This is a genomic window from Poritiphilus flavus (genome assembly GCF_009901585.1).
GTDB classification, from domain to species: Bacteria; Bacteroidota; Bacteroidia; order Flavobacteriales; family Flavobacteriaceae; genus Poritiphilus; species Poritiphilus flavus.
The window spans coordinates 199,492-220,106 of record NZ_WXYO01000008.1; the positions used below are offsets into that span (position 1 = coordinate 199,492).

At 45.0% G+C, this 20,615-nt stretch carries 13 protein-coding genes and 1 riboswitch; of the genes, 7 read left to right on the top strand and 6 right to left on the bottom strand.

Going from position 1 to position 20,615, the window contains the following annotated elements:
* Window positions 1-60 precede the first annotated feature (60 nt).
* The 5 genes from GTQ38_RS18080 to GTQ38_RS18100 form a co-directional block, all read right to left on the bottom strand.
* Window positions 61-885, bottom strand: coding sequence for a thymidylate synthase (locus GTQ38_RS18080; protein WP_161436972.1), 825 nt, complete (start codon window positions 883-885; stop codon window positions 61-63).
* A 114-nt stretch (window positions 886-999) separates the two neighbouring features.
* Window positions 1,000-2,805, bottom strand: a complete 1,806-nt coding sequence (locus tag GTQ38_RS18085; RefSeq protein WP_238858022.1) for a NupC/NupG family nucleoside CNT transporter — start codon at window positions 2,803-2,805, stop codon at window positions 1,000-1,002.
* A gap of 16 nt (window positions 2,806-2,821) precedes the next feature.
* Window positions 2,822-3,451: a bifunctional nuclease family protein gene (locus GTQ38_RS18090; protein WP_161436973.1), complete on the bottom strand. Its 630-nt coding sequence runs from the start codon at window positions 3,449-3,451 to the stop codon at window positions 2,822-2,824.
* 87 nt (window positions 3,452-3,538) lie between these two features.
* Window positions 3,539-4,507 (bottom strand): electron transfer flavoprotein subunit alpha/FixB family protein, encoded by a 969-nt coding sequence (locus GTQ38_RS18095; RefSeq protein WP_161436974.1) that lies wholly within the window; start codon window positions 4,505-4,507, stop codon window positions 3,539-3,541.
* 6 nt (window positions 4,508-4,513) lie between these two features.
* A complete protein-coding gene (locus GTQ38_RS18100) occupies window positions 4,514-5,260 on the bottom strand; it encodes an electron transfer flavoprotein subunit beta/FixA family protein (protein WP_161436975.1) in 747 nt (248 codons plus the stop codon).
* A 185-nt stretch (window positions 5,261-5,445) separates the two neighbouring features.
* Between GTQ38_RS18100 and GTQ38_RS18105 the strand changes: the two genes are divergently transcribed.
* The 4 genes from GTQ38_RS18105 (at window position 5,446) to GTQ38_RS18120 (ending at window position 12,921) form a co-directional block, all read left to right on the top strand.
* The gene (locus tag GTQ38_RS18105; protein WP_161436976.1) at window positions 5,446-6,423 is read left to right on the top strand and encodes a pyruvate dehydrogenase complex E1 component subunit beta; all 978 of its coding nucleotides are present in this window, start codon (window positions 5,446-5,448) and stop codon (window positions 6,421-6,423) included.
* A 268-nt stretch (window positions 6,424-6,691) separates the two neighbouring features.
* Window positions 6,692-9,187: a DUF5686 family protein gene (locus GTQ38_RS18110; RefSeq protein WP_161436977.1), complete on the top strand. Its 2,496-nt coding sequence runs from the start codon at window positions 6,692-6,694 to the stop codon at window positions 9,185-9,187.
* Window positions 9,188-9,877: 690 nt separating this feature from the next.
* A complete protein-coding gene (locus GTQ38_RS18115) occupies window positions 9,878-10,405 on the top strand; it encodes an inorganic diphosphatase (protein ID WP_161436978.1) in 528 nt (175 codons plus the stop codon).
* Between the two features lie 116 nt (window positions 10,406-10,521).
* On the top strand, window positions 10,522-12,921 hold the full coding sequence (locus tag GTQ38_RS18120) for a sodium-translocating pyrophosphatase (protein ID WP_161436979.1): 2,400 nt from the start codon (window positions 10,522-10,524) through the stop codon (window positions 12,919-12,921).
* A 226-nt stretch (window positions 12,922-13,147) separates the two neighbouring features.
* Here GTQ38_RS18120 and GTQ38_RS18125 read toward each other — a convergent pair whose 3' ends face one another.
* Window positions 13,148-13,762 (bottom strand): deoxynucleoside kinase, encoded by a 615-nt coding sequence (locus tag GTQ38_RS18125; protein WP_161436980.1) that lies wholly within the window; start codon window positions 13,760-13,762, stop codon window positions 13,148-13,150.
* A gap of 373 nt (window positions 13,763-14,135) precedes the next feature.
* On the opposite strand from GTQ38_RS18125, the gene metK reads away from it, so the two are divergent.
* The 3 genes from metK (at window position 14,136) to thrA (ending at window position 20,483) form a co-directional block, all read left to right on the top strand.
* Window positions 14,136-15,392 (top strand): methionine adenosyltransferase, encoded by a 1,257-nt coding sequence (gene metK, locus GTQ38_RS18130; protein WP_161436981.1) that lies wholly within the window; start codon window positions 14,136-14,138, stop codon window positions 15,390-15,392.
* Between the two features lie 76 nt (window positions 15,393-15,468).
* Window positions 15,469-15,603, top strand: a riboswitch (SAM riboswitch).
* Between the two features lie 109 nt (window positions 15,604-15,712).
* Complete coding sequence (locus tag GTQ38_RS18135) at window positions 15,713-17,005, top strand: O-acetylhomoserine aminocarboxypropyltransferase/cysteine synthase family protein (protein ID WP_161436982.1); 1,293 nt, start codon at window positions 15,713-15,715, stop codon at window positions 17,003-17,005.
* 73 nt (window positions 17,006-17,078) lie between these two features.
* Window positions 17,079-20,483 carry a bifunctional aspartate kinase/homoserine dehydrogenase I gene (gene thrA / locus GTQ38_RS18140; protein WP_161436983.1) on the top strand — a complete coding sequence of 1,135 codons (3,405 nt, stop codon included), beginning with the start codon at window positions 17,079-17,081 and terminating at the stop codon, window positions 20,481-20,483.
* Window positions 20,484-20,615 lie beyond the last annotated feature (132 nt).

Genomic DNA, 20,615 nt, shown 5'->3' on the forward strand with positions numbered 1-20,615 from the left:
TTAGCTTAAAGATACGCATTTTGAGGATGCTAAAAAGCTCAAAAACTTGCCTATTTGGCCCTATACGGCAACTGCTCCTTTGATATGTGGATGTGGGTTATAATCCAGTAGCGTAAAATCCTCGAATTTAAAATCGAAAATGTCCTTTACCTCGGGATTCAATATCATTTTTGGAAGCGGCCTGGGTTCCCTGCTCAATTGCAATTGGATCTGCTCCATGTGATTGTTATAAATATGAGCATCGCCGAAGGTATGGATGAATTCTCCCGCTTCGTAACCGCAAACCTGGGCGATCATCATGGTAAATAGCGCGTAGGAAGCAATATTAAAAGGAACTCCCAAAAAGATGTCGGCGCTGCGCTGGTACAACTGGCAGGATAGCTTCCCGTTTGCTACATAAAATTGAAAAAAGGCATGGCAGGGAGGGAGAGCCGCCTTTCCGTTGGCGACGTTTTCGGAAAAAGAAATAGAGGTATCCGGCAAGACGCTGGGATTCCAGGCAGAAACCAGCATTCGTCTGCTATTCGGGTTGGTTTTTAAAGTGTGTATCACCTCGCGGATCTGATCTATTTCCTCCCCGTTCCAGTTTCGCCATTGATAACCGTAAACAGGTCCGAGATTACCGTTCTCATCGGCCCATTCGTTCCAGATCCGAACCCCGTTTTCCTGTAGATAACCCACGTTGGTATCCCCATTGAGAAACCATAGCAACTCGTGGATAATGGATTTTAGGTGAAGTTTTTTTGTAGTCACCATAGGAAAGCCTTCAGAGAGGTCAAAACGCATCTGGTAGCCAAAAACGCTATAGGTTCCCGTTCCTGTTCTGTCTCCTTTCTCGCATCCGTGCTCCAGGACATGCTTGAGCAGATCGTGATATTGCTTCATAAAATAGTATTGAAAACGGTAGAATATATTCGTTTGGCTAAGGTAAAAAGTTGTGCCAGTTTTTCCGGCAAATATCCTGACCAGTTATCAAGAATTTTATTAACCGCGGTCGTTTTAACCCAGTATCATTCCTGCCATGGTCGCCGAAAGCAATGACGCCAACGTACCTCCCAATACCGCACGCATACCGAATTCTGAAAGTGTTTTTCGCTGGCCGGGTGCCAGTGAACCAATACCCCCAATCTGGATACCAATAGAAGCAAAATTGGCAAAACCGCAGAGCATATAAGTGGCCATGATAACGGATTTGTTATAAGTGAAATGAGCTCCACTGGCTACATTTTTGAGTTCAGCCAGTTGTATGTATCCTATAAATTCACTGGCGCCGAGCTTTATCCCCAACAATTGACCCATTAACATAATATCTGTGCCATCTACACCTATCAGCCACATCAGCGGGGCAAAGACAAAACCTAGAATGGCTTCCAGGGACAGGGCCTCATATATGGAGTTGGCTGCAATCCAATCACTCAGACTGGTAAAATCTCCAATCCAACCGAGGATACCGTTAATCATAGCAATAAATGCTACAAATACCAGCAACATAGCGCCCACGTTTACGGCAAGCCTCAGGCCTTCTGTAGTTCCGTTGGCAATAGCATCCAGAATATTTGCACCTATCTTTTCCGTAGACACGTGAACGTCTGTATTCACGGCTTCTGTCTGTGGATAGAGCATTTTAGAGATCACAATGGCCCCCGGAGCAGCCATTACGGAAGCGGCCAGCAGATGCTTTGCGAATTGCAACCTAAGAGCAGGGTCATCTCCGCCTAAAAATCCGATATAGGCGGCCAGTACCGCGCCGGCCACAGTGGCCATACCTCCTGTCATCACAAGGAGGATCTCGGATTTGTTCATTTTTTCGAGGTAGGCTTTGATCAGCAGAGGCGCCTCTGTTTGCCCTAAAAATATGTTTCCAGCTACGCTAAGACTTTCGGCTCCTGAGATCCCCAATGCTTTTGATAGTAACCAGGCAAGTGCCCTTACCACTTTTTGAATGATCCCGAGATAAAAGAGGACTGAAGTTAAAGCAGAGAAGAAAATTATGGTGGGAAGTACCTGGAAGGCAAAAATAAAACCGTAAGAATTAACATCGATAATCCCGGAAAACAAAAATTCACTTCCGGCTTTCGTAAAATCCAGGATCTTGACAAAAACCTGACCAATGGCTTCAAAAGCCACTTTGATAAAAGGTACAGTCAGCACTCCAATGGTAATCAATAGTTGTAAGCTCAGCCCTATTCCGGTAGTCCGCCAGTTAATGGCTTTTCTGTTGCTGCTGAACAAATAAGCGATCACCAGCAACACGATCATCCCCAATATCCCTCTTAAAATACTCTTGGTACTAAAACCCTCACTGGGCAGAATCTGGTCTTTGGTTGTGGATAGAACGGCGTAGTCCGGATGTTCTTCCGAAATGAAAACAAACACCTTGTTCTCATTTTTTAGTCTTATAACGGAATCCGATTGCTCAATGATCTCATTGTAGATATCTATGGTCTTAGGATCTTTTTGCTTGAAAAGCAAGAGGTTGTTATTGATCAGCCAGTATCCTTTGCTAAAGGCCCCATTAATTTGAGCTTCGTATTCCCCATTGGTCTTCAGCGATAAGAACTCGTAACCTTTTCTTATGCCTAAGCTGGCTGAAATACTGTCTGGATAGTTCTCATAGACCAGATTTTCAGAGAGTTGCCAGTATCCCTGGATTGAGGCAGCTTCTTTTTTGGATTGAAGGATAGCCGAATCAAAGTCGTGGGTCTGGGAAATGACGCTAGTACTGTCAATTGGAGCATTTTCCTGAGCCAGGAGAGAATTTGAGAAACATATTATACAAAGAAGCAGCCAGAATCTGTACTTCATATAAGGGTTTGGTTAGTTACTTGCGTTTGGATATTTCGTCCCTGAGTTTGGCCGCTTTTTCATAGTCTTCGCTGGCAACGGCCTTGTCCAGTTCCTGATGTAATTCTTCCAGGCTAAGTTCCTTATATGGAGCAGAGGAAGCGGAGTCTATCTCCACCGTTTCCCCTTCTTGCAATATTTCATCTACCACTATGCTGTCATCACCCTCTTCCTTATCCTTGTCTTTAGAGGAAAACTTGAGGAAAATTCCCGCCTTGTCCAAAATGGTTTTGTAGGTGAATATAGGGGCGTTAAAGCGCAATGCCAGGGCAATTGCATCGCTTGTTCTGGCATCGATTATCTCTTCGATCTTATCCCGCTCACAGATGATACTCGAATAGAATACCCCATCTACCAATTTGTGAATGATCACCTGTTTTACAACAATGTCGAAGCGATCAGCAAAGTTCTTAAAAAGGTCGTGGGTCAAGGGTCTTGGAGGTTTGATCTCCTTTTCAAGGGCAATAGCTATGGATTGGGCTTCAAAAGCACCGATAACGATCGGTAGTTTCCGGTCTCCTTCAACCTCGTTGAGGATAAGGGCATAGGCCCCGTTCTGCGTTTGGCTGTAAGATATTCCCTTTATTTTTAATCGCACTAAACTCATAAGACGCTTTAAACCACGAAAGGCCGTTCAAATAAGAAGGTCTCCTAGTTATTTGAACAGCCCTTCAGGGGCACAAATTAACAAAATTTAAGCGTTTTGGGCCTTAAATTCCTTTAATTTTTCGGTGAGTTCAGGAACCACCTCAAAGGCGTCTCCGACAATTCCATAGTCCGCCGCTTTAAAGAATGGAGCCTCCGGATCTGTATTGATGACCACTTTTACCTTGGAGGCGCTTACACCCGCCAAATGTTGTATGGCACCTGATATTCCAATGGCGATATACAGGTTGCTGGCCACGGGTTTCCCTGTTTGCCCAACGTGCTCGCTATGAGGTCGCCATCCCAGGTCTGAAACAGGTTTTGAACAGGCGGTAGCCGCTCCCAGCACTTCAGCCAATTCCTCTATAAGTCCCCAGTTCTCAGGTCCTTTAAGTCCTCTTCCTCCGGATACCACGATATCCGCATCTGCAATTGTGGCCTTACCTACTACCTTATCCACTTCGACAGATTTGGTGGAGAAGTCCGATTCATTGATCTGAGGTGAGAATGCCGCTACATCGGCAGAGGTGGGATTTTCTACAACACCAAAAGCATTGTTAGAGACCCCTACAATCTTGATATCCGTATCAATTTGTGTATGTGCAAACCCTTTGTTACTAAAGGCGGTTCTTTTCACTATGAACGGCTCCGTAGTCTCAGGGGCGGCTACGACATTGGGTGCATATCCGGCACTAAGCTTTCCGGCCAGTATTCCAGCCAGAAATTTAGAATCTGTACTGGAACTGAGCAAAACTACCTTTGCTTCTTCCGAGGAGACAGCCTGTGCAATAGACAGAGCGAAAGCCCTGGCATTGAAGTCTGAAAGCGATGCCTCAGCCACATTCAATACCTTAGAAACTCCATAGGTGCCCAATTCTTCGGCATTATCAGCCCCAAAGGCGATAGCTGTTACTGTGGTTCCCAATTGCTGGGCGACCGCATTGGCATAGGAAGCCACTTCAAAAGCGTTCTTCTTAAACTTTCCTTTTTCTGTTTCTGTATAAACTAATACTGACATAGGATACTATATTACTTTGGCTTCGTTGTGTAAAAGGTTAACCAATTCATCAATGTTTGCTGAATCCACGAGCTTTACTGCTCCTTTTGGCGCAGGTCTTTCAAATTTCACGTCCTTGGTGGCCTGGGTTCCCCCAACGGCTTCCACAACGTTCAATTTCTTCTGCCTGGCCATCATGATCCCTCGCATATTTGGTATTCGAAGATCACTTTCCTCCACCAGGCCTTTTTGTCCTCCGATGATCAACGGCAGGCTTGTAGCGATCTTTTCTTTTCCCCCGTCAATTTCCCGAACTGCGGTGGCGTTCTCACCTTCGATCTCCAGGCTGATGCAGGTATTTACAAAGTTCATATCGAGCATGGCCGCGATCATACCAGGAACCATACCGCCATTGTAGTCTATAGACTCGCGTCCGGCAATGATCAGGTCATAACCACCAGATTTTATGACTTCGGCCAACTGCTGAGCCACAAAATAGCCGTCTGTGGGCGCCGCATTTACACGGATAGCCTCGTCTGCGCCAATAGCAAGGGCTTTTCGGATAGTTGGCTCTGTAGTGGCCTCACCAACCGTGGCAACATGAACAGTGGCACCTTGCTTTTCCTTAAACCACATGGCTCGGGTAAGCCCGAATTCATCATTGGGGTTGATGACAAATTGCACCCCATTGGTATCAAATTTGGTATCATCGTCCGTAAAATTGATCTTGGAAGTAGTATCCGGGACGTTGCTGATACAAACTAGAATCTTCATATAAACTGCTTTTTTATAGGTCTTCAAATGAGCAGGCTAAGATAGCCAATAATTTTCAAATTTACTATGCATGCATAGTAAATTTTGAAGATTTTTTTACGGATATCATTTCTGAGTTTGAGCAAACTTTTCCTATTTTTGTTCGCATTTTACATTGGAATATACACCTTTGAGAACCACTTTTTATGAAGACATTACAGTTTAGGGAAGCCATTGCGGAAGCCATGTCCGAAGAAATGAGAAGAGATGAATCCATTTACCTCATGGGCGAAGAGGTAGCCGAATACAACGGTGCCTATAAGGCTTCCAAAGGGATGTTAGACGAATTCGGTCCGGACCGGGTATTGGATACGCCGATATCCGAATTGGGTTTTGCAGGTGTGGGTGTAGGCTCGGCAATGAATGGAAACCGACCTATCATCGAATTCATGACCTTTAACTTTGCGCTTGTCGGGATAGATCAGATCATTAACAATGCGGCCAAGATCCGTCAAATGTCTGGCGGACAATTCAATTGCCCCATAGTATTCAGGGGTCCTACGGCATCGGCCGGGCAGCTAGCGGCTACGCACTCCCAGGCATTTGAAAGTTGGTTTGCCAACTGTCCTGGCTTAAAGGTGGTGGTGCCTTCTAACCCTAATGACGCCAAAGGTTTGCTAAAATCCGCAATCCGGGACGACGATCCGGTCATTTTTATGGAGTCGGAACAGATGTACGGAGATAAAGGCGAAGTTCCCGAAGGGGAATACACCATTCCATTGGGTGTAGCGGATATTAAAAGGGAAGGAACGGATGTTACCATAGTTTCCTTTGGGAAGATCATAAAAGAGGCCTATAAGGCAGCGGACGAACTGGCAAAAGAAGGCATCAGTTGCGAAATTATCGACCTGCGTACTGTACGCCCTATGGATCAGGATGCGATTTTAAAGTCTGTAAAGAAGACCAACAGGCTGGTGGTCCTTGAAGAGGCCTGGCCTTTTGGAAATGTAGCTACTGAGATCACCTACCAGGTGCAGTCCAAGGCCTTCGACTATCTGGATGCCCCTGTGGTTAAACTGAATACTGCGGATACTCCGGCACCATATTCTCCGGTATTGCTAGCAGAATGGCTCCCCAACCACAATGACGTGATCAAAGCTGTTAAGAAAGTGTTATATAAATAACATATACCACTCGCGTAAGGTATATTCGCTTTGTCGACTATGTAGAAGGCGAAGTTTTTGATGAAATACTGTAGTTGTTTCTGGGTAAATACTCTCAGAAATAGTATTTGATCTGATCCCGCTCTGAATGCGGGATATTTTCGTTCTGGTGGTCGTCGTTTAAAAGGCTTGTATTCGAACGTAACACTACCCTAAACCTTTATACCAAAAAAAGTATCCGCGTGTATCCGGAGGCCTCTTGACCCCGATTTGCCGGATGGGAAGACCTATGAAGCAATTCCTTTTTTCCTTGATCTTTCTCGTATCTCTGTTGGCCTCAGCTCAATCTAAGGTGGGAGGAATTGTAGTGGACGATTCGGGATCTCCGGTGGCATTTGCCAATGTACTGTTCAAAAATTCTACCGAGGGCACCATTACTAATGATAACGGCCGGTTTTATTTGGAATCTGAATCTACTTATGATTCCCTGGTTGTTTCATTTATCGGCTATGAAACCCTGGAAATGGCCTTGAAGGCCAAGGTAAACTACAATATGCGGATTGTGCTGTCCGAAGGGCAGGAACAGCTGGATGAGGTGGTGGTATATGTCGGAAAACAATCAAAAAAGAACAATCCGGCCATTGACATTCTTAAAAAGATATGGGCTAAGAAAAGGGTTAATGGGCTCAGGAAATTCAAACAGTATCAGTACGATAAATACGAGAAGATCGAGTTCGACCTGAATACCATAGACAGTGCCTTGATGAACAGTAAGTTGTTTAAGGGGCTGGAGTTTGTCTTCGCTGATCTCGATACCTCCCGGATCACGGGTAAAACCTACCTGCCTCTTTTTCTGAACGAATCTGCCTCCAAGGTTTATGGAGACAATGCCCTCAAGGAGGAAAAAGAAGAGGTTCTGGGGAACAAGAATTCCGGCTTCAGTAACAATCAGGCGATTATTGGTTTCGTGGAGGACCTGTACTCGGATTACGATATCTATGAGAACTACCTCAAGTTTTTTGACAAAAGCTTTACCAGTCCGCTCTCCAGAACAGGAATTGATACCTATAATTATGTGCTTTCAGACAGTGCTTTCGTAGATAACAAATGGTGCTACAATATTATTTACTACCCGCGCCGTAAAAACGAACTAACTTTTAAAGGGGACTTCTGGGTTAATGATACCACATTTGCCATAAAAAAGATCAATTTGGCGGTCACCAAAAGCGCCAACATCAACTGGGTAAAGGACATATATATAGAGCAGGAATTCGAAGTGGTAAGCGATTCCGTTTTCCTGTTGAAGCGAGATTATATGCTCAGCGATTTCAGTTTCAATAAAAAAGAGCAATCCAGAGGGGTATACGGAAAAAGGACCACGGTTTTTGACAATTATACCTTTGATATTCCCAAGCCCCGTAATTTTTACAAAACGGTATCAGACCCTTTTGATCCCGTTGTGTTTGGCCGGGATAGTACCTTTTGGGCCAACAAACGCCTGGAATCCCTGAATAAGGACGAACAGGGTATTTACAAACTTCTGGATACCCTGAAAACCGTACCTAAGTTCAAAACCTATTACAACATCGTAAGTATACTGGGATCAGGCTACATAGAAATAGACAAATGGAATATAGATATTGGGGATATCTACAGCGTTTTTGGTTATAATGATGCGGAGGGTGTCCGCATCCGTGGAGGCGCCCGGACTTATTTCGGACAAAACGACCTTTGGAGACTACAGGGCTTTACAGCCTACGGTTTTGACGACAGGAAATTCAAGTACGGTATTTCGGCAAAGTTTCTCCTTGACCGTAAAAGCAGATTGATCATTTCCGGAGGGAACCGCAGGGATATTGAACAGCTTGGGCTTACCCTTAATCCAACGACAGACGTTCTTGGCCGTAGTATTGCCTCTTCTGCTGTGCTTACGGTTGGAGCTAATGACCGGCTTACCAATATTAATCTCAGCACATTCAATGTGGAAATGGAACCTCTGACGAACTTCAGGGTACGTGTAGGCAGTTCATTCCGTACGCTTAGTTCGGCACTTCCGGAAGCATTCAGCCTGGATTATATTGATCCCACTTCTCCAACAGGGATATCCTCAGAGATCAAACAATTTGATATAACCACCAGCCTGATCTATACTCCGGGAAAGCGAACCATAGGTTATGGTGTGGAACGCAGGAATATAAACGACAATTACAGCACCCTTTTGTTGAATTATACCAAGGGCATCAGTGGTTTTCTGGAGAGTGATTTTGATTATGAAAAAGTGCAGTTTTCTTATACACAACCATGGCAGATCGGTGGATTCGGCAGACTCTTCAGTACCATTGAAGTTGGTAAAACCTTTGGTGAAGTGCCTCTGGGTCTTCTCAATGTTATCCCGGGAAATCAGACCCTGTTTTCCATATATAATACCTTTCCGAACCTGGACTTTTACGAATTTGTAACGGATACTTATGCATCCTTGCATCTGGAACACAATTTTAACGGACGATTGTTCTCCAGGATCCCGCTACTAAGAAAACTCAATTTACGGGAAATTGTTGGCCTGCGAGGAGTTTGGGGAGATCTGTCCGAAGAGAATATCCAGTTGAGTAGTCCTACGAATATTCCACTTATAGCCCCAAATGACCAGATCTACTGGGAGTATTCCTTTGGTATTGGCAATATCTTCAAGATCTTTCGCATCGATTTTAACTTCAGGGGTAATTACCTGGACAATCCGGAAGCCAGGCCATTTAGTGTCACCGGTACCTTTGGATTTAATTTCTGAGGATATTTAAAATTGAGGAATTGAGGAATTGAGGAATTGTGAAATTGACCGCCAACGGCCCACTGGCCACTGATTTATCCTCCGAAGCTTTGGCGAAGGAGGACTGTTCACCGTTCACTGTTTACTGTTCACTGTTCACTGAAAATTGGTTCCCCAATTTTCCTGGGGTCCAAACCCCACCCCAACTTCAAATTAAAGCCCGACACTGTAATTTACAAGCAGAAAGAGGATTTGTTAATTTGAAGATTTGAAAATGTGGAAATGTAGAATTGTGGTATTGGCTTGATCATTTGGTATTTTTTGTAATTCGTGTATTTGTTTATTCGTGGTTATTAGTTTTGCTATCCGCTATCCGCTATCCGCTATCCGCTATCCGCTATCCGCTATCCGCTGTCCGCTATCTGTTATCTGCTATCCGCTATCTGTTATCTGCTATCCGCTATCTGCTATCCGCTGTCCGCTGTCCGTTATCCGCTGTCCGCTATCCGCTATCTGTTATCTGCTATCAGCTATCTGTTATCTGCTATCAGCTATCCGCTATCCGTTAATTAAGGACTGCCCACTGATTTATCCTCCGAAGCTTTAGCGAAGGAGGACTGTCCACTGATTACTGATTACTGTTCACTGTTTACTGTTTACCGCCAACTCCCCACTGATAAAACCCTATCTTTGCAGCCTAAAACTATAGCTATGACCCCATCAGAAGTAAGCTCGTTCGACGTGCTGATCGAGATTCCCAAAGGCAGCAGAAACAAATACGAATACGACTTCGCACTTAAAAAGATCCGTTACGATCGTATGATCTTTTCATCCATGATGTATCCGGCAGACTACGGTTTCGTGCCGGAGACCCTTGCTTTGGATGGCGATCCGCTGGATGTGCTGGTCCTGGTGACCGAACCCACCTTTCCCGGCTGTGTTATGGAGGTTAAACCCATTGGGGTCTTTCATATGACAGATGAGAAGGGGCCGGACGAAAAGGTCATTTGTGTTCCGGTTTCAGATCCCATCGGTAGCCGGGTGGCAGATCTGAGTGAGCTTAATCCTCATCTTATTAAAGAGATTGAACACTTTTTTAAGGTGTATAAGGATCTCGAAAAGAAAAAAGTAGATGTCGGAGGTTGGGGCAATGTTGAGGAAGCCAAAGAAATCGTGGCAAAATGCGTAAATAGATTCGCCGAAAGCGACGTTCCGGACAAGGAGGTGAGCATCAAATAGGACTTTATCTAAATTCCTGAAAATTAAGCAATGTCACATGAACGATATTGCTTTTTTATTCTAATCCATTTTACTACTTTTGCCCCCGTTTTAACTTCGTAAATAACTAAACAAATATGGAACTGATCGTAAACTTTTTATGGGCATTTGGAATTCTTGGCCTGCTTTTCGTATTCATTAAAAATGCGTGGGTTGCCAAGCAGGATGAAGGTGATGAAAAAATGTCTAGAATCGCTAAGAATATTGCCGATGGTGCAATGTCTTTCCTTAAAGCCGAATATAAGATACTAGCGGTTTTTGTAGTGGCGGTTGCCGTACTGCTATACTTTAAGGGTGCCTCAGAAGCAGGTTCTAATGGCATGGTAGCCGTTTCCTTTATAGTAGGTGCAATTTGCTCTGCATTGGCTGGCTTCATCGGTATGAAGGTTGCTACCAAAGCTAATGTAAGAACCACCAATGCGGCAAGACAATCCCTGGGTAAAGCCCTGGAGGTTGCCTTTGCAGGAGGCTCTGTGATGGGTCTGGGCGTAGTTGGCCTCGGTGTTCTGGGTCTTAGCGGTCTGTTTATGGTTTATAGCGGCCAAGGTTGGGCAATAGCAGAAGTATTGAATGTACTTTCAGGGTTCTCCCTTGGAGCCTCTTCTATAGCCCTTTTCGCCCGTGTAGGAGGTGGAATCTATACGAAAGCGGCGGATGTAGGAGCTGACCTGGTTGGAAAGGTTGAAGCAGGTATTCCTGAAGATCACCCTCTGAATCCCGCGACTATTGCGGATAACGTAGGTGATAATGTTGGAGATGTGGCAGGAATGGGAGCTGACCTTTTTGAATCTTATGTCGGCTCTATTATAGGTACTATGGTATTGGGTGCAGCTTTTGTAGGAATACCAGAGTTTCAGGCTGCTTTTGATGGACTTGGAGCTGTTTATCTTCCACTTGCCCTGGCAGCTGTCGGGATTGTGATGTCCATTATCGGAACCTTTTTTGTACGTGTAAAGGATGGTGGCTCACCTCATAAAGCATTAAATATTGGAGAATTTGGTTCAGCAGCTTTAATGCTGATCGCCTCCTATTTCATAATTCAGCAAATGTTACCGGAAAGCTGGGTAGAAGGTGGAAAAGAATATACTTCTATGGGTGTATTCTGGGCCACTATTGCCGGATTGGTCGCAGGTCTTTTGGTAGGAAAGGTTACCGAATATTATACAGGAACAGGTACAAAACCCGTGAGTTCTATAGTGAGACAATCTGAAACAGGATCTGCTACCAATATCATTGCCGGTCTCGGAGTGGGTATGATGTCTACCGCTATACCGATTATTCTTATCGCCGGTGCAATATTGGTTTCACACTACTTTGCCGGACTTTACGGAATAGCGATCGCGGCGGTCGGGATGCTTGCCAATACCGGGATTCAGCTTGCTGTGGATGCCTATGGACCTATCTCTGACAATGCGGGAGGTATAGCCGAAATGGCAGAACTTCCTGGCGAAGTCCGTGAAAGAACAGATAAATTGGATGCAGTAGGTAATACCACTGCCGCCATTGGAAAAGGATTCGCGATTGCTTCTGCCGCCCTTACCGCACTGGCCTTGTTCGCGGCCTTTATGAAGACTGCGAATGTTACCGCTATTGATGTATCTCAACCGGATATCATGGCGGGTCTTCTGGTAGGAGGTATGCTTCCATTTGTTTTCTCTGCTTTGTCTATGAACGCTGTGGGTAGAGCTGCAATGGCCATGATCGAAGAGGTTAGGCGACAGTTCCGTGATATTCCTGCTTTGAATTCCGCCCTTGGGGTAATGCGAAAGTACGATTCCGATATGTCTAAGGCTTCAGAGGAAGACAGAAAGATCTTTGAAGCAGCTGATGGGGTTGCGGAATACGACAAATGTGTTGAGATCTCTACAACAGCTTCCATTAAAGAAATGGTACTACCCGGATTGTTGGCAATTGCAGTACCTGTTGCTGTTGGCTTTATTGGAGGTGCCGAGATGCTGGGAGGTCTCCTGGCAGGGGTAACTACCTGTGGTGTGCTGATGGCAATATTCCAGTCTAACGCCGGAGGCGCCTGGGATAATGCAAAGAAAATGATCGAAGAACAGGGTAGAAAAGGAACAGACGCACACAAGGCTGCGGTAGTGGGAGATACTGTTGGAGATCCGTTTAAAGATACTTCAGGTCCCTCTCTAAACATATTGTTGAAATTGATGTCTGTTGTAGCCCTGGTAATTGCGCCAAGTATTGCCATATCAGCTGATAGTATGATGGCTTATGCCTCTGAAAATAACCGAGAGGACATCAAAAAGGAAATACAGGTAAAAATGGAGAAGTCTGGAGAGGAACTGGTAAAAGCCACTGTAATCACTACAACAACTTTTAATGGGGAAACCAGCACTGAGGAGCAACTGTTCGAAGGAACTGAAGAAGAGGTGAATGCTAAGATAGAAGGACTTAAGAGTTCTGAAGCCGATACCAAAACCAAACTGATAAAGACAGTTGACCAAATTGAGGAATAGCGATATTTACAACTCACAAAAGAAAAACCCCGGATCACCCGGGGTTTTTTATTTCATGTAATAAACATCTTAAATCCAACAGTCTAACAATCTATCCGTCCTACCATCCACACGTCTAAAAATCCAACCATCCAATCGTCCAACAATCCACCAGTCCAGCAATCTACCCGTCTACCCATCTATCCGTCCAACAATCCAACAGTCTAACCGTCTAACCGTCCACCCCTCAAAACAAACCGTGGATCTCAGCATCAATCCGGTTGATTACCACACCCAGGTGCTCGGGATTATCAACAAAGTCAAGTTCGTCTACATCTATGATGAGTAACTTCCCTTTCTCATAGCTGTGTACCCAGGCTTCGTATCTTTCGTTAAGCCTGCTCAAATAGTCTATTGAAATGGTATTTTCGTATTCCCGTCCCCGCTTGTGGATCTGATTCACCAGATTGGGAATGGAGCTTCTGAGATAAATCAGAAGATCCGGAGGTTGAACCAGGGTTTCCATTAGTTCAAAAAGGCTGGAGTAATTCTTAAAGTCCCTATTGGTCATCAAACCCATAGCGTGAAGGTTCGGAGCGAAAATGTGAGCATCTTCGTATATGGTCCTGTCCTGGATTACGTCCTTACCGCTTTCGCGAATTTTTAGAATTTGCCGATATCTGCTGTTCAGGAAATAGATCTGAAGATTAAAACTCCACCGTTCCATTTGAGTATAAAAATCATCCAAATAAGGGTTGTCTACGACATCCTCAAAATGGGCTTCCCATTTGTAATGTTTTGAAAGCAGTTTTGTTATGGTGGTTTTTCCGGCTCCAATGTTACCAGCTACGGCAATGTGCATAGGGCTTTGAAATTTTAAGTTGGTGTCGTAATGTCAAAGGAACACAATATACAAAGTATCTAGTGCACCTGAAAAAATAGTTGTTGAAATACCAAGGAATTTCTCCGTGACCAGTAAACAAAGGCCTTACCGCCATTCTGGTTCATAGCGGTTACCGAGACGTTAATTTATTATCCCATTTGGTTTTGAAACCAAACTATTTTTATACTTTTGCACTCGTTATTTAAGAGGAGAGATTTGACTGATTGCAACCTCTGTAGCCCTAAGAACGGCAACAAAAAATGCTAAAACAGCCAGGTCTTAACAGATCCAGTACTTTTTAGCATTTCCTGCAACTCCTTTCAATACTTTTCCGACTAATTAAATTTGAAATATGGCATATTTGTTTACCTCAGAATCCGTAAGTGAAGGACACCCGGATAAAATCGCGGACCAGATCAGTGACGCTCTTTTGGATAATTTTCTTGCCTTTGACCCAGAAAGTAAGGTAGCCTGTGAAACCCTGGTAACCACAGGGCAGGTAATCCTGGCGGGTGAAGTAAAGAGTAAGACCTACGTGGATCTTCAACATATCGCGAGAGAGGTGATCAACTCCATTGGCTATACCAAGGGGGGATATCAGTTTAGCGGAGATTCCTGTGGCGTTATCTCGCTTATTCACGAGCAGTCAAAGGATATTAATCAAGGGGTAGACAGAGGGACAAAAGAAGAGCAGGGAGCCGGAGATCAGGGGATGATGTTTGGCTATGCCACAAAGGAATCGGAGAATTACATGCCATTGGCCCTGGACATATCGCATAGGATCCTGAAAGAACTGGCTACGCTTCGCAAAGAAAAAAGCCAGATCGACTATCTAAGACCGGATGCCAAGGCCCAGGTCACCATAGAATATTCGGATGACAACGTACCGGTAAGAATTGATACTATAGTGGTATCTACACAACACGATGATTTTGGTCCGGATGACGAGGGTATGCTTAATAAGATCAAAAAGGACATCATAGACATCCTTATTCCCAAGGTTAAGGCTGAGTTGCCGGAACGCATTCAGGCGTTGTTCAATGATGAGATCAAATATCATATCAATCCAACCGGAAAGTTTGTTATTGGTGGCCCACATGGGGATACCGGTCTGACAGGTAGGAAGATCATCGTGGATACCTACGGAGGCAAAGGTGCTCATGGAGGTGGTGCATTTAGCGGGAAGGACCCCAGTAAAGTAGATAGAAGCGCGGCTTATGCTGCTCGTCACGCGGCAAAAAACCTGGTTGCGGCAGGAGTAGCGGATGAGATCCTGGTACAGGTTAGTTATGCCATTGGGGTAGTGGAACCAACATCCATTTTTGTGGATACTTTCGGTACATCCAATGTGGACCTTAGCGATGGCGAGATCGCTGAAAAGGTAATGGAACTGTTCGATATGAGGCCTTTTGCAATTGAAGATCGACTGAAACTGAGAAATCCTATCTATCAGGAATCCGCCGCATACGGACATATGGGAAGAACCCCAAGAAGTATCACAAAAGTCTTTGAGTCTCCCTATAATGGCCGGGTAGAAAAGGAAGTAGAGCTCTTTACCTGGGAAAAGTTGGATATGATAGAGCAGGTGAAATCTGCCTTTAACTTGTAATTTTTTGCAAAAAGATTAGGAATTTCAAAATTCAGCTCCCTATATTTGTTACTCCAAAGTTCAAAAACATATTGAATAGTTATCAAGAAAGGCGGAGGGACTAGACCCTGTGAAGCCTTAGCAACCCTCTGTTTCATCCCTCAATCCAGTATTCAGAGAAGGTGCTACATTCTATCCGTTCTCCCACAAGTGTAGAAAGGGCAGATAACATAAGCGTAAAGTTCACCACAGTTTTTCTTAATAACTTATTTCATTGTTAAAGGTCACCTTAAAAGGTGATGGTCTTTGGCTTGATTTAGCATTAATTAAAAAACTGTATCATGAGTGAACACAAATTTTCTACAAACGCCCTACATGCCGGACATGACACCACCGTTAATGGAGGTACCCGGGCTGTCCCGATCTACCAAAGCACTGCTTATGTTTTTGACAATGCCGACCACGCTGCCAATCTGTTTTCCCTGGCGGAGTTCGGAAACATATATACCCGGATAAATAATCCGACTAACGATATACTGGAACAACGACTGGCTGCCCTCGAAGGGGGGATCGCCTCTGTGGTTGCGTCTTCCGGTACCGGAGCCCTGAATACCGCCTTATTAGTTTTGTTAAAGGCCGGTGACCATATTGTTTCATCCAACAGCCTGTATGGAGGTACTTACAACCTGTTAAGTGTAACCCTGCCGCGACTTGGGATCACCACCACCTTTGTTGATCCTTCAGACCCTGCTAACTTTGGCAAGGCGGTACAGGAGAACACCAGGGCTATTTTTGTGGAGTCTCTTGGGAATCCCAAACTGGATGTTTTAGACCTTAAGGCAATCTCCGCAGAAGCTAAGGCTGCAAAAGTTCCGTTTATTGTTGATAATACAGTGGCCACTCCCGCTTTACTAAAACCAATTGAGCACGGCGCCAATATAGTGATCCATTCACTCACCAAATACATCAATGGAAACGGAACAGCGCTTGGTGGCGCCATCATTGATGCCGGAACATTTGACTGGGCCAATGGGAAGTTCCCTGAATTTACCGAACCCTCTCCCGGATACCACGGCTTGGTGTATCACGATGCCCTGGGCCCCGCTGCTTTTATCGCAAAGGTCCGTATAGAAGGTCTACGGGATCACGGAGCCTGCCTGAGCCCCTTCAACGCATTCCAGATCATACAAGGACTGGAGACCCTTGAAGTGCGGATGCAAAAGCACAGTGAGAATGCCCTTGCCATTGCACAGTGGCTGGAAGATCAGCCCGAAGTGTCCTGGGTGAATTACCCCGGACTGAAATCCAGTAAGTATTATGCGCATGCGGAGGCTTATCTTCCAAATGGACAAAGTAGTATAGTGACCTTTGGGGTTAAAGGTGGCTTTGAATCTGCTAAAAAGATCGCGGATGAGACGAAGATATTTTCACTCTTAGCCAATATTGGTGATACCAAATCCCTGATCATTCACCCGGCCAGCACCACACATCAACAACTCGACGATGCGGCCCAGGAATCCACAGGGGTTACTAAGGATCTGATACGACTTTCCGTTGGACTGGAAGATGTAGAAGATCTGAAAACTGATCTGAAACAGGCGTTTGCGACTATAGACAAATCCGTATTGACGTAAAATTCACTTAGGTTGTGCCGCATTGCCCGGAGCAATCAGCAATGCGGTACCTCCTTATCCCTTCAGCAAAGCTATGAAAGAGGCTACTACCTTACTCCACCATCTAAAATTACCGGCTTTTAAGACGCTTAGCGGGGTGACCCAGGATATTGAATTGTCCTATGAAATCTTTGGGAAAGAGCTATATTCAGCTCCTATCGTCCTGGTAAATCACGCCCTTACGGGAAATTCAAATGTAGCGGGAAAAGACGGTTGGTGGTCCTCCCTGATAGGAGATGGGAAATGTATAGACACACAAAAATTTACGGTGCTCTGCTTCAATGTTCCTGGAAATGGCTATGACGGCTTCGTTATAGATAATTACAAGGATTTTGTCGCAGGGGATATAGCTCAAATTTTCCTCCTTGGACTTAAAGCACTGGAAATTGATAAACTTTACGCCATCATAGGAGGATCTCTGGGCGGAGGAATAGCCTGGGAAATGGCGGCTTTAGACCCTAAACTAACCACTCACCTCATTCCCGTGGCTTCGGATTGGAAATCCACAGACTGGCTGATAGCCAACTGCCAGATACAGGAACAATTCCTGGTAAACTCCAAACAGCCGGTGCACGATGCCAGAATGCACGCCATGCTGTGTTACCGCACCCCGGAATCCTTTAAAGAACGATTCCAGAGAAGTACCAATGACGAACTTCAGATCTTCAACGTGGAAAGCTGGCTGATCCACCATGGAAAGAAACTACAGGAACGCTTTCAGTTGTCCGCTTATAAACTGACCAACCAACTGCTAAAGACCATTGATATTACCAGGGATGGGGACGAGGCTTTTAACCGACTAAAGGAAAGCGATACAAATATTCATATCATAGGGGTAGATTCCGATCTCTTCTTTACCGCGAGGGAGAATAAGGAAACCTTTAAACATTTAGCCCAGGCCAATAGCAATGTCACTTATGGTGAGATTCAATCGCTACACGGGCATGACGCATTTCTTATCGAGTTCGAGCAAATGCAGCAACTGCTAAAAAGCGTTTTTGATCATCACAATAAGGCCGAAGGCATCAAAATTTTGAAATTTGGTGGCAAGTCCCTCTCCAATGGTGAAGGTATAGGGAGGGTTCTCGATATCATCACAAAGAAGGTGACCGATGGTGAGAACATCGCTGTGGTATTATCGGCCAGAGAAAAAGCTACTGATCAACTGGAGGCCATTCTGGATAAAGCGGCAGCAGGTAAAAAGTACAAAAGAGACTTCGAAGCCTTCGAAAAATATCAAAAACACACCTTCAAGAATGTCAACCTATCGGCCGAATTCCGGAAACTGGTGGAGCTCTTTGAAGGGGTTGCCCTTCTGGGGGATTACAGCGCAAAGATCAAGGATCAGGTTTTGGCCTATGGTGAACTGATCTCTGCAAAGCTGATCACCAAATTGCTTATAGGCAAAGGTGTAAAAGCCGTGTTGATCGACTCCAGGAAACTCATAAAAACGGATGACAGCTTTGGGGATGCCCAGGTTTTGGAAACCCAATCCAAGGAGAACGTTTTGAAGGAATTTATGAAACTCCGATCGGATAGTGTTCCGGTGATCACCGGGTTTATTGCCTCCAACGCAAATAACGAGACCACTACCTTGGGGAGGAACGGAAGCAATTATTCGGCGGCCCTGATCGCGAACTTTCTAGACGCCAGGGAACTGCAGAATTATACCCATGTGGACGGGATCTTTACGGCCAACCCGGAGCTTGTTCCCGAGGCGAGGCGGATCTCGCAATTGTCCTATGGTGAGGCCAATGAACTGGCCAATTTCGGGGCTACCATCCTTCATGCCAAAACCATCATTCCGCTAATAGAAAAGAACATTCCGCTACGCATATTGAATACCTTTAATGGAGATAATGAGGGTACGGTGATCAGCGCCAAAACGAGTAAGGAGGGTATCAAATCCTTGTCGGTTATAGAGAACGAGGCCCTTATTAACCTGGAAGGAAGGGGATTGCTTGGGAAAGTAGGAATAGATGCCCGGATCTTTAAAGCGCTGAGCCAGAATAACATCAATGTTGGTATCATATCTCAGGGTTCCTCGGAAAGGGGAATCGGCCTGGTGGTTGACGCGAAAAAGGCCAGCCTGGCCAAAGCCGCCCTGGAAGCGGAATTCGAAGCGGACTACCACGCCCAGGACATTAACACCATCTCCATAGTGGAAGATGTATCCGTTATTTCTATAGTAGGGCAGGACCTGAGCACTTTTCACAAGCCTTATAACGCCTTGATCAAAAACCACATCGTACCGCTGCTGTTTAACAATACGGTTTCCGGAAAGAATGTGGGTCTGGTGGTTCGGAAAGCCGATCTGAACAAAGCGCTTAACGTCATGCACGGACAGATCTTTGGCATTAGCAAAAAGATCAACCTGGCCATTTTTGGTCACGGCAATGTCGGAGGAACACTGGTAGACCAGATATTGAGTTCTTCAAAGACCATTGAAAAGCGAAAGGGAATTCATCTCAATATATTTGCCCTGGCCAATTCAAAGAAATTACTGCTGAATAAGGATGGGATAAGCCGGAGTTGGCGGTCGCAGATGAATGGCAAAGGAAAACCGTACGGGATCAACGATATTTTCAATTACGCCAGAACACATCATTTGGAGAACCTTATCGCTGTAGACAATACAGCAAGTGAAGACTTTGTTGCGCATTATTTTGATTTTGCAGACAATGGATTTGACCTGGTTTCTTCTAATAAAATAGGTAATACACTCGGTTTTGATTACTACCAGTTGCTTAGGGAAGAATTGGTTAAAAATCAGAAGAACTACCTCTATGAAACCAACGTAGGTGCGGGTCTGCCTTTAATTGATACGATCAAGTTACTTCACCTTTCCGGTGAGAATATCACCCGGATAAAAGGGGTGTTTTCCGGTTCCTTAAGTTATATATTCAATACCTTTTCGGAAGTGGATACACCATTTTCACTGGTCTTAAAGGAGGCCATCCGGAAGGGCTATACCGAACCGGACCCGAGGGAGGACCTTTCTGGAAATGACGTCGGTAGAAAACTGCTGATCCTCGCCAGGGAGTTAGACCTTCAAAACGAGTTAGCCGATATCCGCATACAAAATCTTATTCCCCCGTTACTGCAGAAAGGCGATGTTCCGGATTTTCTGGAAAACCTGGGTGTTTTGGACGATATGTTCCACGAGATCAAGAAAAACCAAAAGCCCGGACATGTATTGAGGTACATCGGGGACCTTCATGGAAACTTGCAAAAAGACAAAGGAGAACTGGATGTTAAACTGGTATCTGTACCTAAGGAAAGTGGGCTCGGCCAGGTTAAAGGTTCAGATTCCATTATTGAGATCTATACCGAGTCTTATGGCGAGCAGCCCCTGCTGATCCAGGGTGCTGGCGCAGGTGCAGCGGTAACTGCAAGAGGGGTTTTTGGAGATATTTTAAGAATAGCGGAAAAAGGATGATAAGCAGTGAACAGTAGCCAGTAGACAGTAAGCAGATTTATTGCTTGTCAGTTCGAGCGTCCACCCGCCCGCCCGCTCCGGTACGGATGGGGCCAAGGCGTTCGGACGGGCAGTAGAGAACTATTTAGAAAT

Excerpts from the sequence above, each read along its gene's own strand:
- GTQ38_RS18080 (WP_161436972.1), bottom strand. The coding sequence starts at position 885 with ATGAAGCAATATCACGATCTGCTCAAGCATGTCCTGGAGCACGGATGC.
- GTQ38_RS18085 (WP_238858022.1), bottom strand. The coding sequence starts at position 2,805 with ATGAAGTACAGATTCTGGCTGCTTCTTTGTATAATATGTTTCTCAAAT.
- GTQ38_RS18090 (WP_161436973.1), bottom strand. The coding sequence starts at position 3,451 with ATGAGTTTAGTGCGATTAAAAATAAAGGGAATATCTTACAGCCAAACG.
- GTQ38_RS18095 (WP_161436974.1), bottom strand. The coding sequence starts at position 4,507 with ATGTCAGTATTAGTTTATACAGAAACAGAAAAAGGAAAGTTTAAGAAG.
- GTQ38_RS18100 (WP_161436975.1), bottom strand. The coding sequence starts at position 5,260 with ATGAAGATTCTAGTTTGTATCAGCAACGTCCCGGATACTACTTCCAAG.
- GTQ38_RS18105 (WP_161436976.1), top strand. The coding sequence starts at position 5,446 with ATGAAGACATTACAGTTTAGGGAAGCCATTGCGGAAGCCATGTCCGAA.
- GTQ38_RS18110 (WP_161436977.1), top strand. The coding sequence starts at position 6,692 with ATGAAGCAATTCCTTTTTTCCTTGATCTTTCTCGTATCTCTGTTGGCC.
- GTQ38_RS18115 (WP_161436978.1), top strand. The coding sequence starts at position 9,878 with ATGACCCCATCAGAAGTAAGCTCGTTCGACGTGCTGATCGAGATTCCC.
- GTQ38_RS18120 (WP_161436979.1), top strand. The coding sequence starts at position 10,522 with ATGGAACTGATCGTAAACTTTTTATGGGCATTTGGAATTCTTGGCCTG.
- GTQ38_RS18125 (WP_161436980.1), bottom strand. The coding sequence starts at position 13,762 with ATGCACATTGCCGTAGCTGGTAACATTGGAGCCGGAAAAACCACCATA.
- metK (WP_161436981.1), top strand. The coding sequence starts at position 14,136 with ATGGCATATTTGTTTACCTCAGAATCCGTAAGTGAAGGACACCCGGAT.
- GTQ38_RS18135 (WP_161436982.1), top strand. The coding sequence starts at position 15,713 with ATGAGTGAACACAAATTTTCTACAAACGCCCTACATGCCGGACATGAC.
- thrA (WP_161436983.1), top strand. The coding sequence starts at position 17,079 with ATGAAAGAGGCTACTACCTTACTCCACCATCTAAAATTACCGGCTTTT.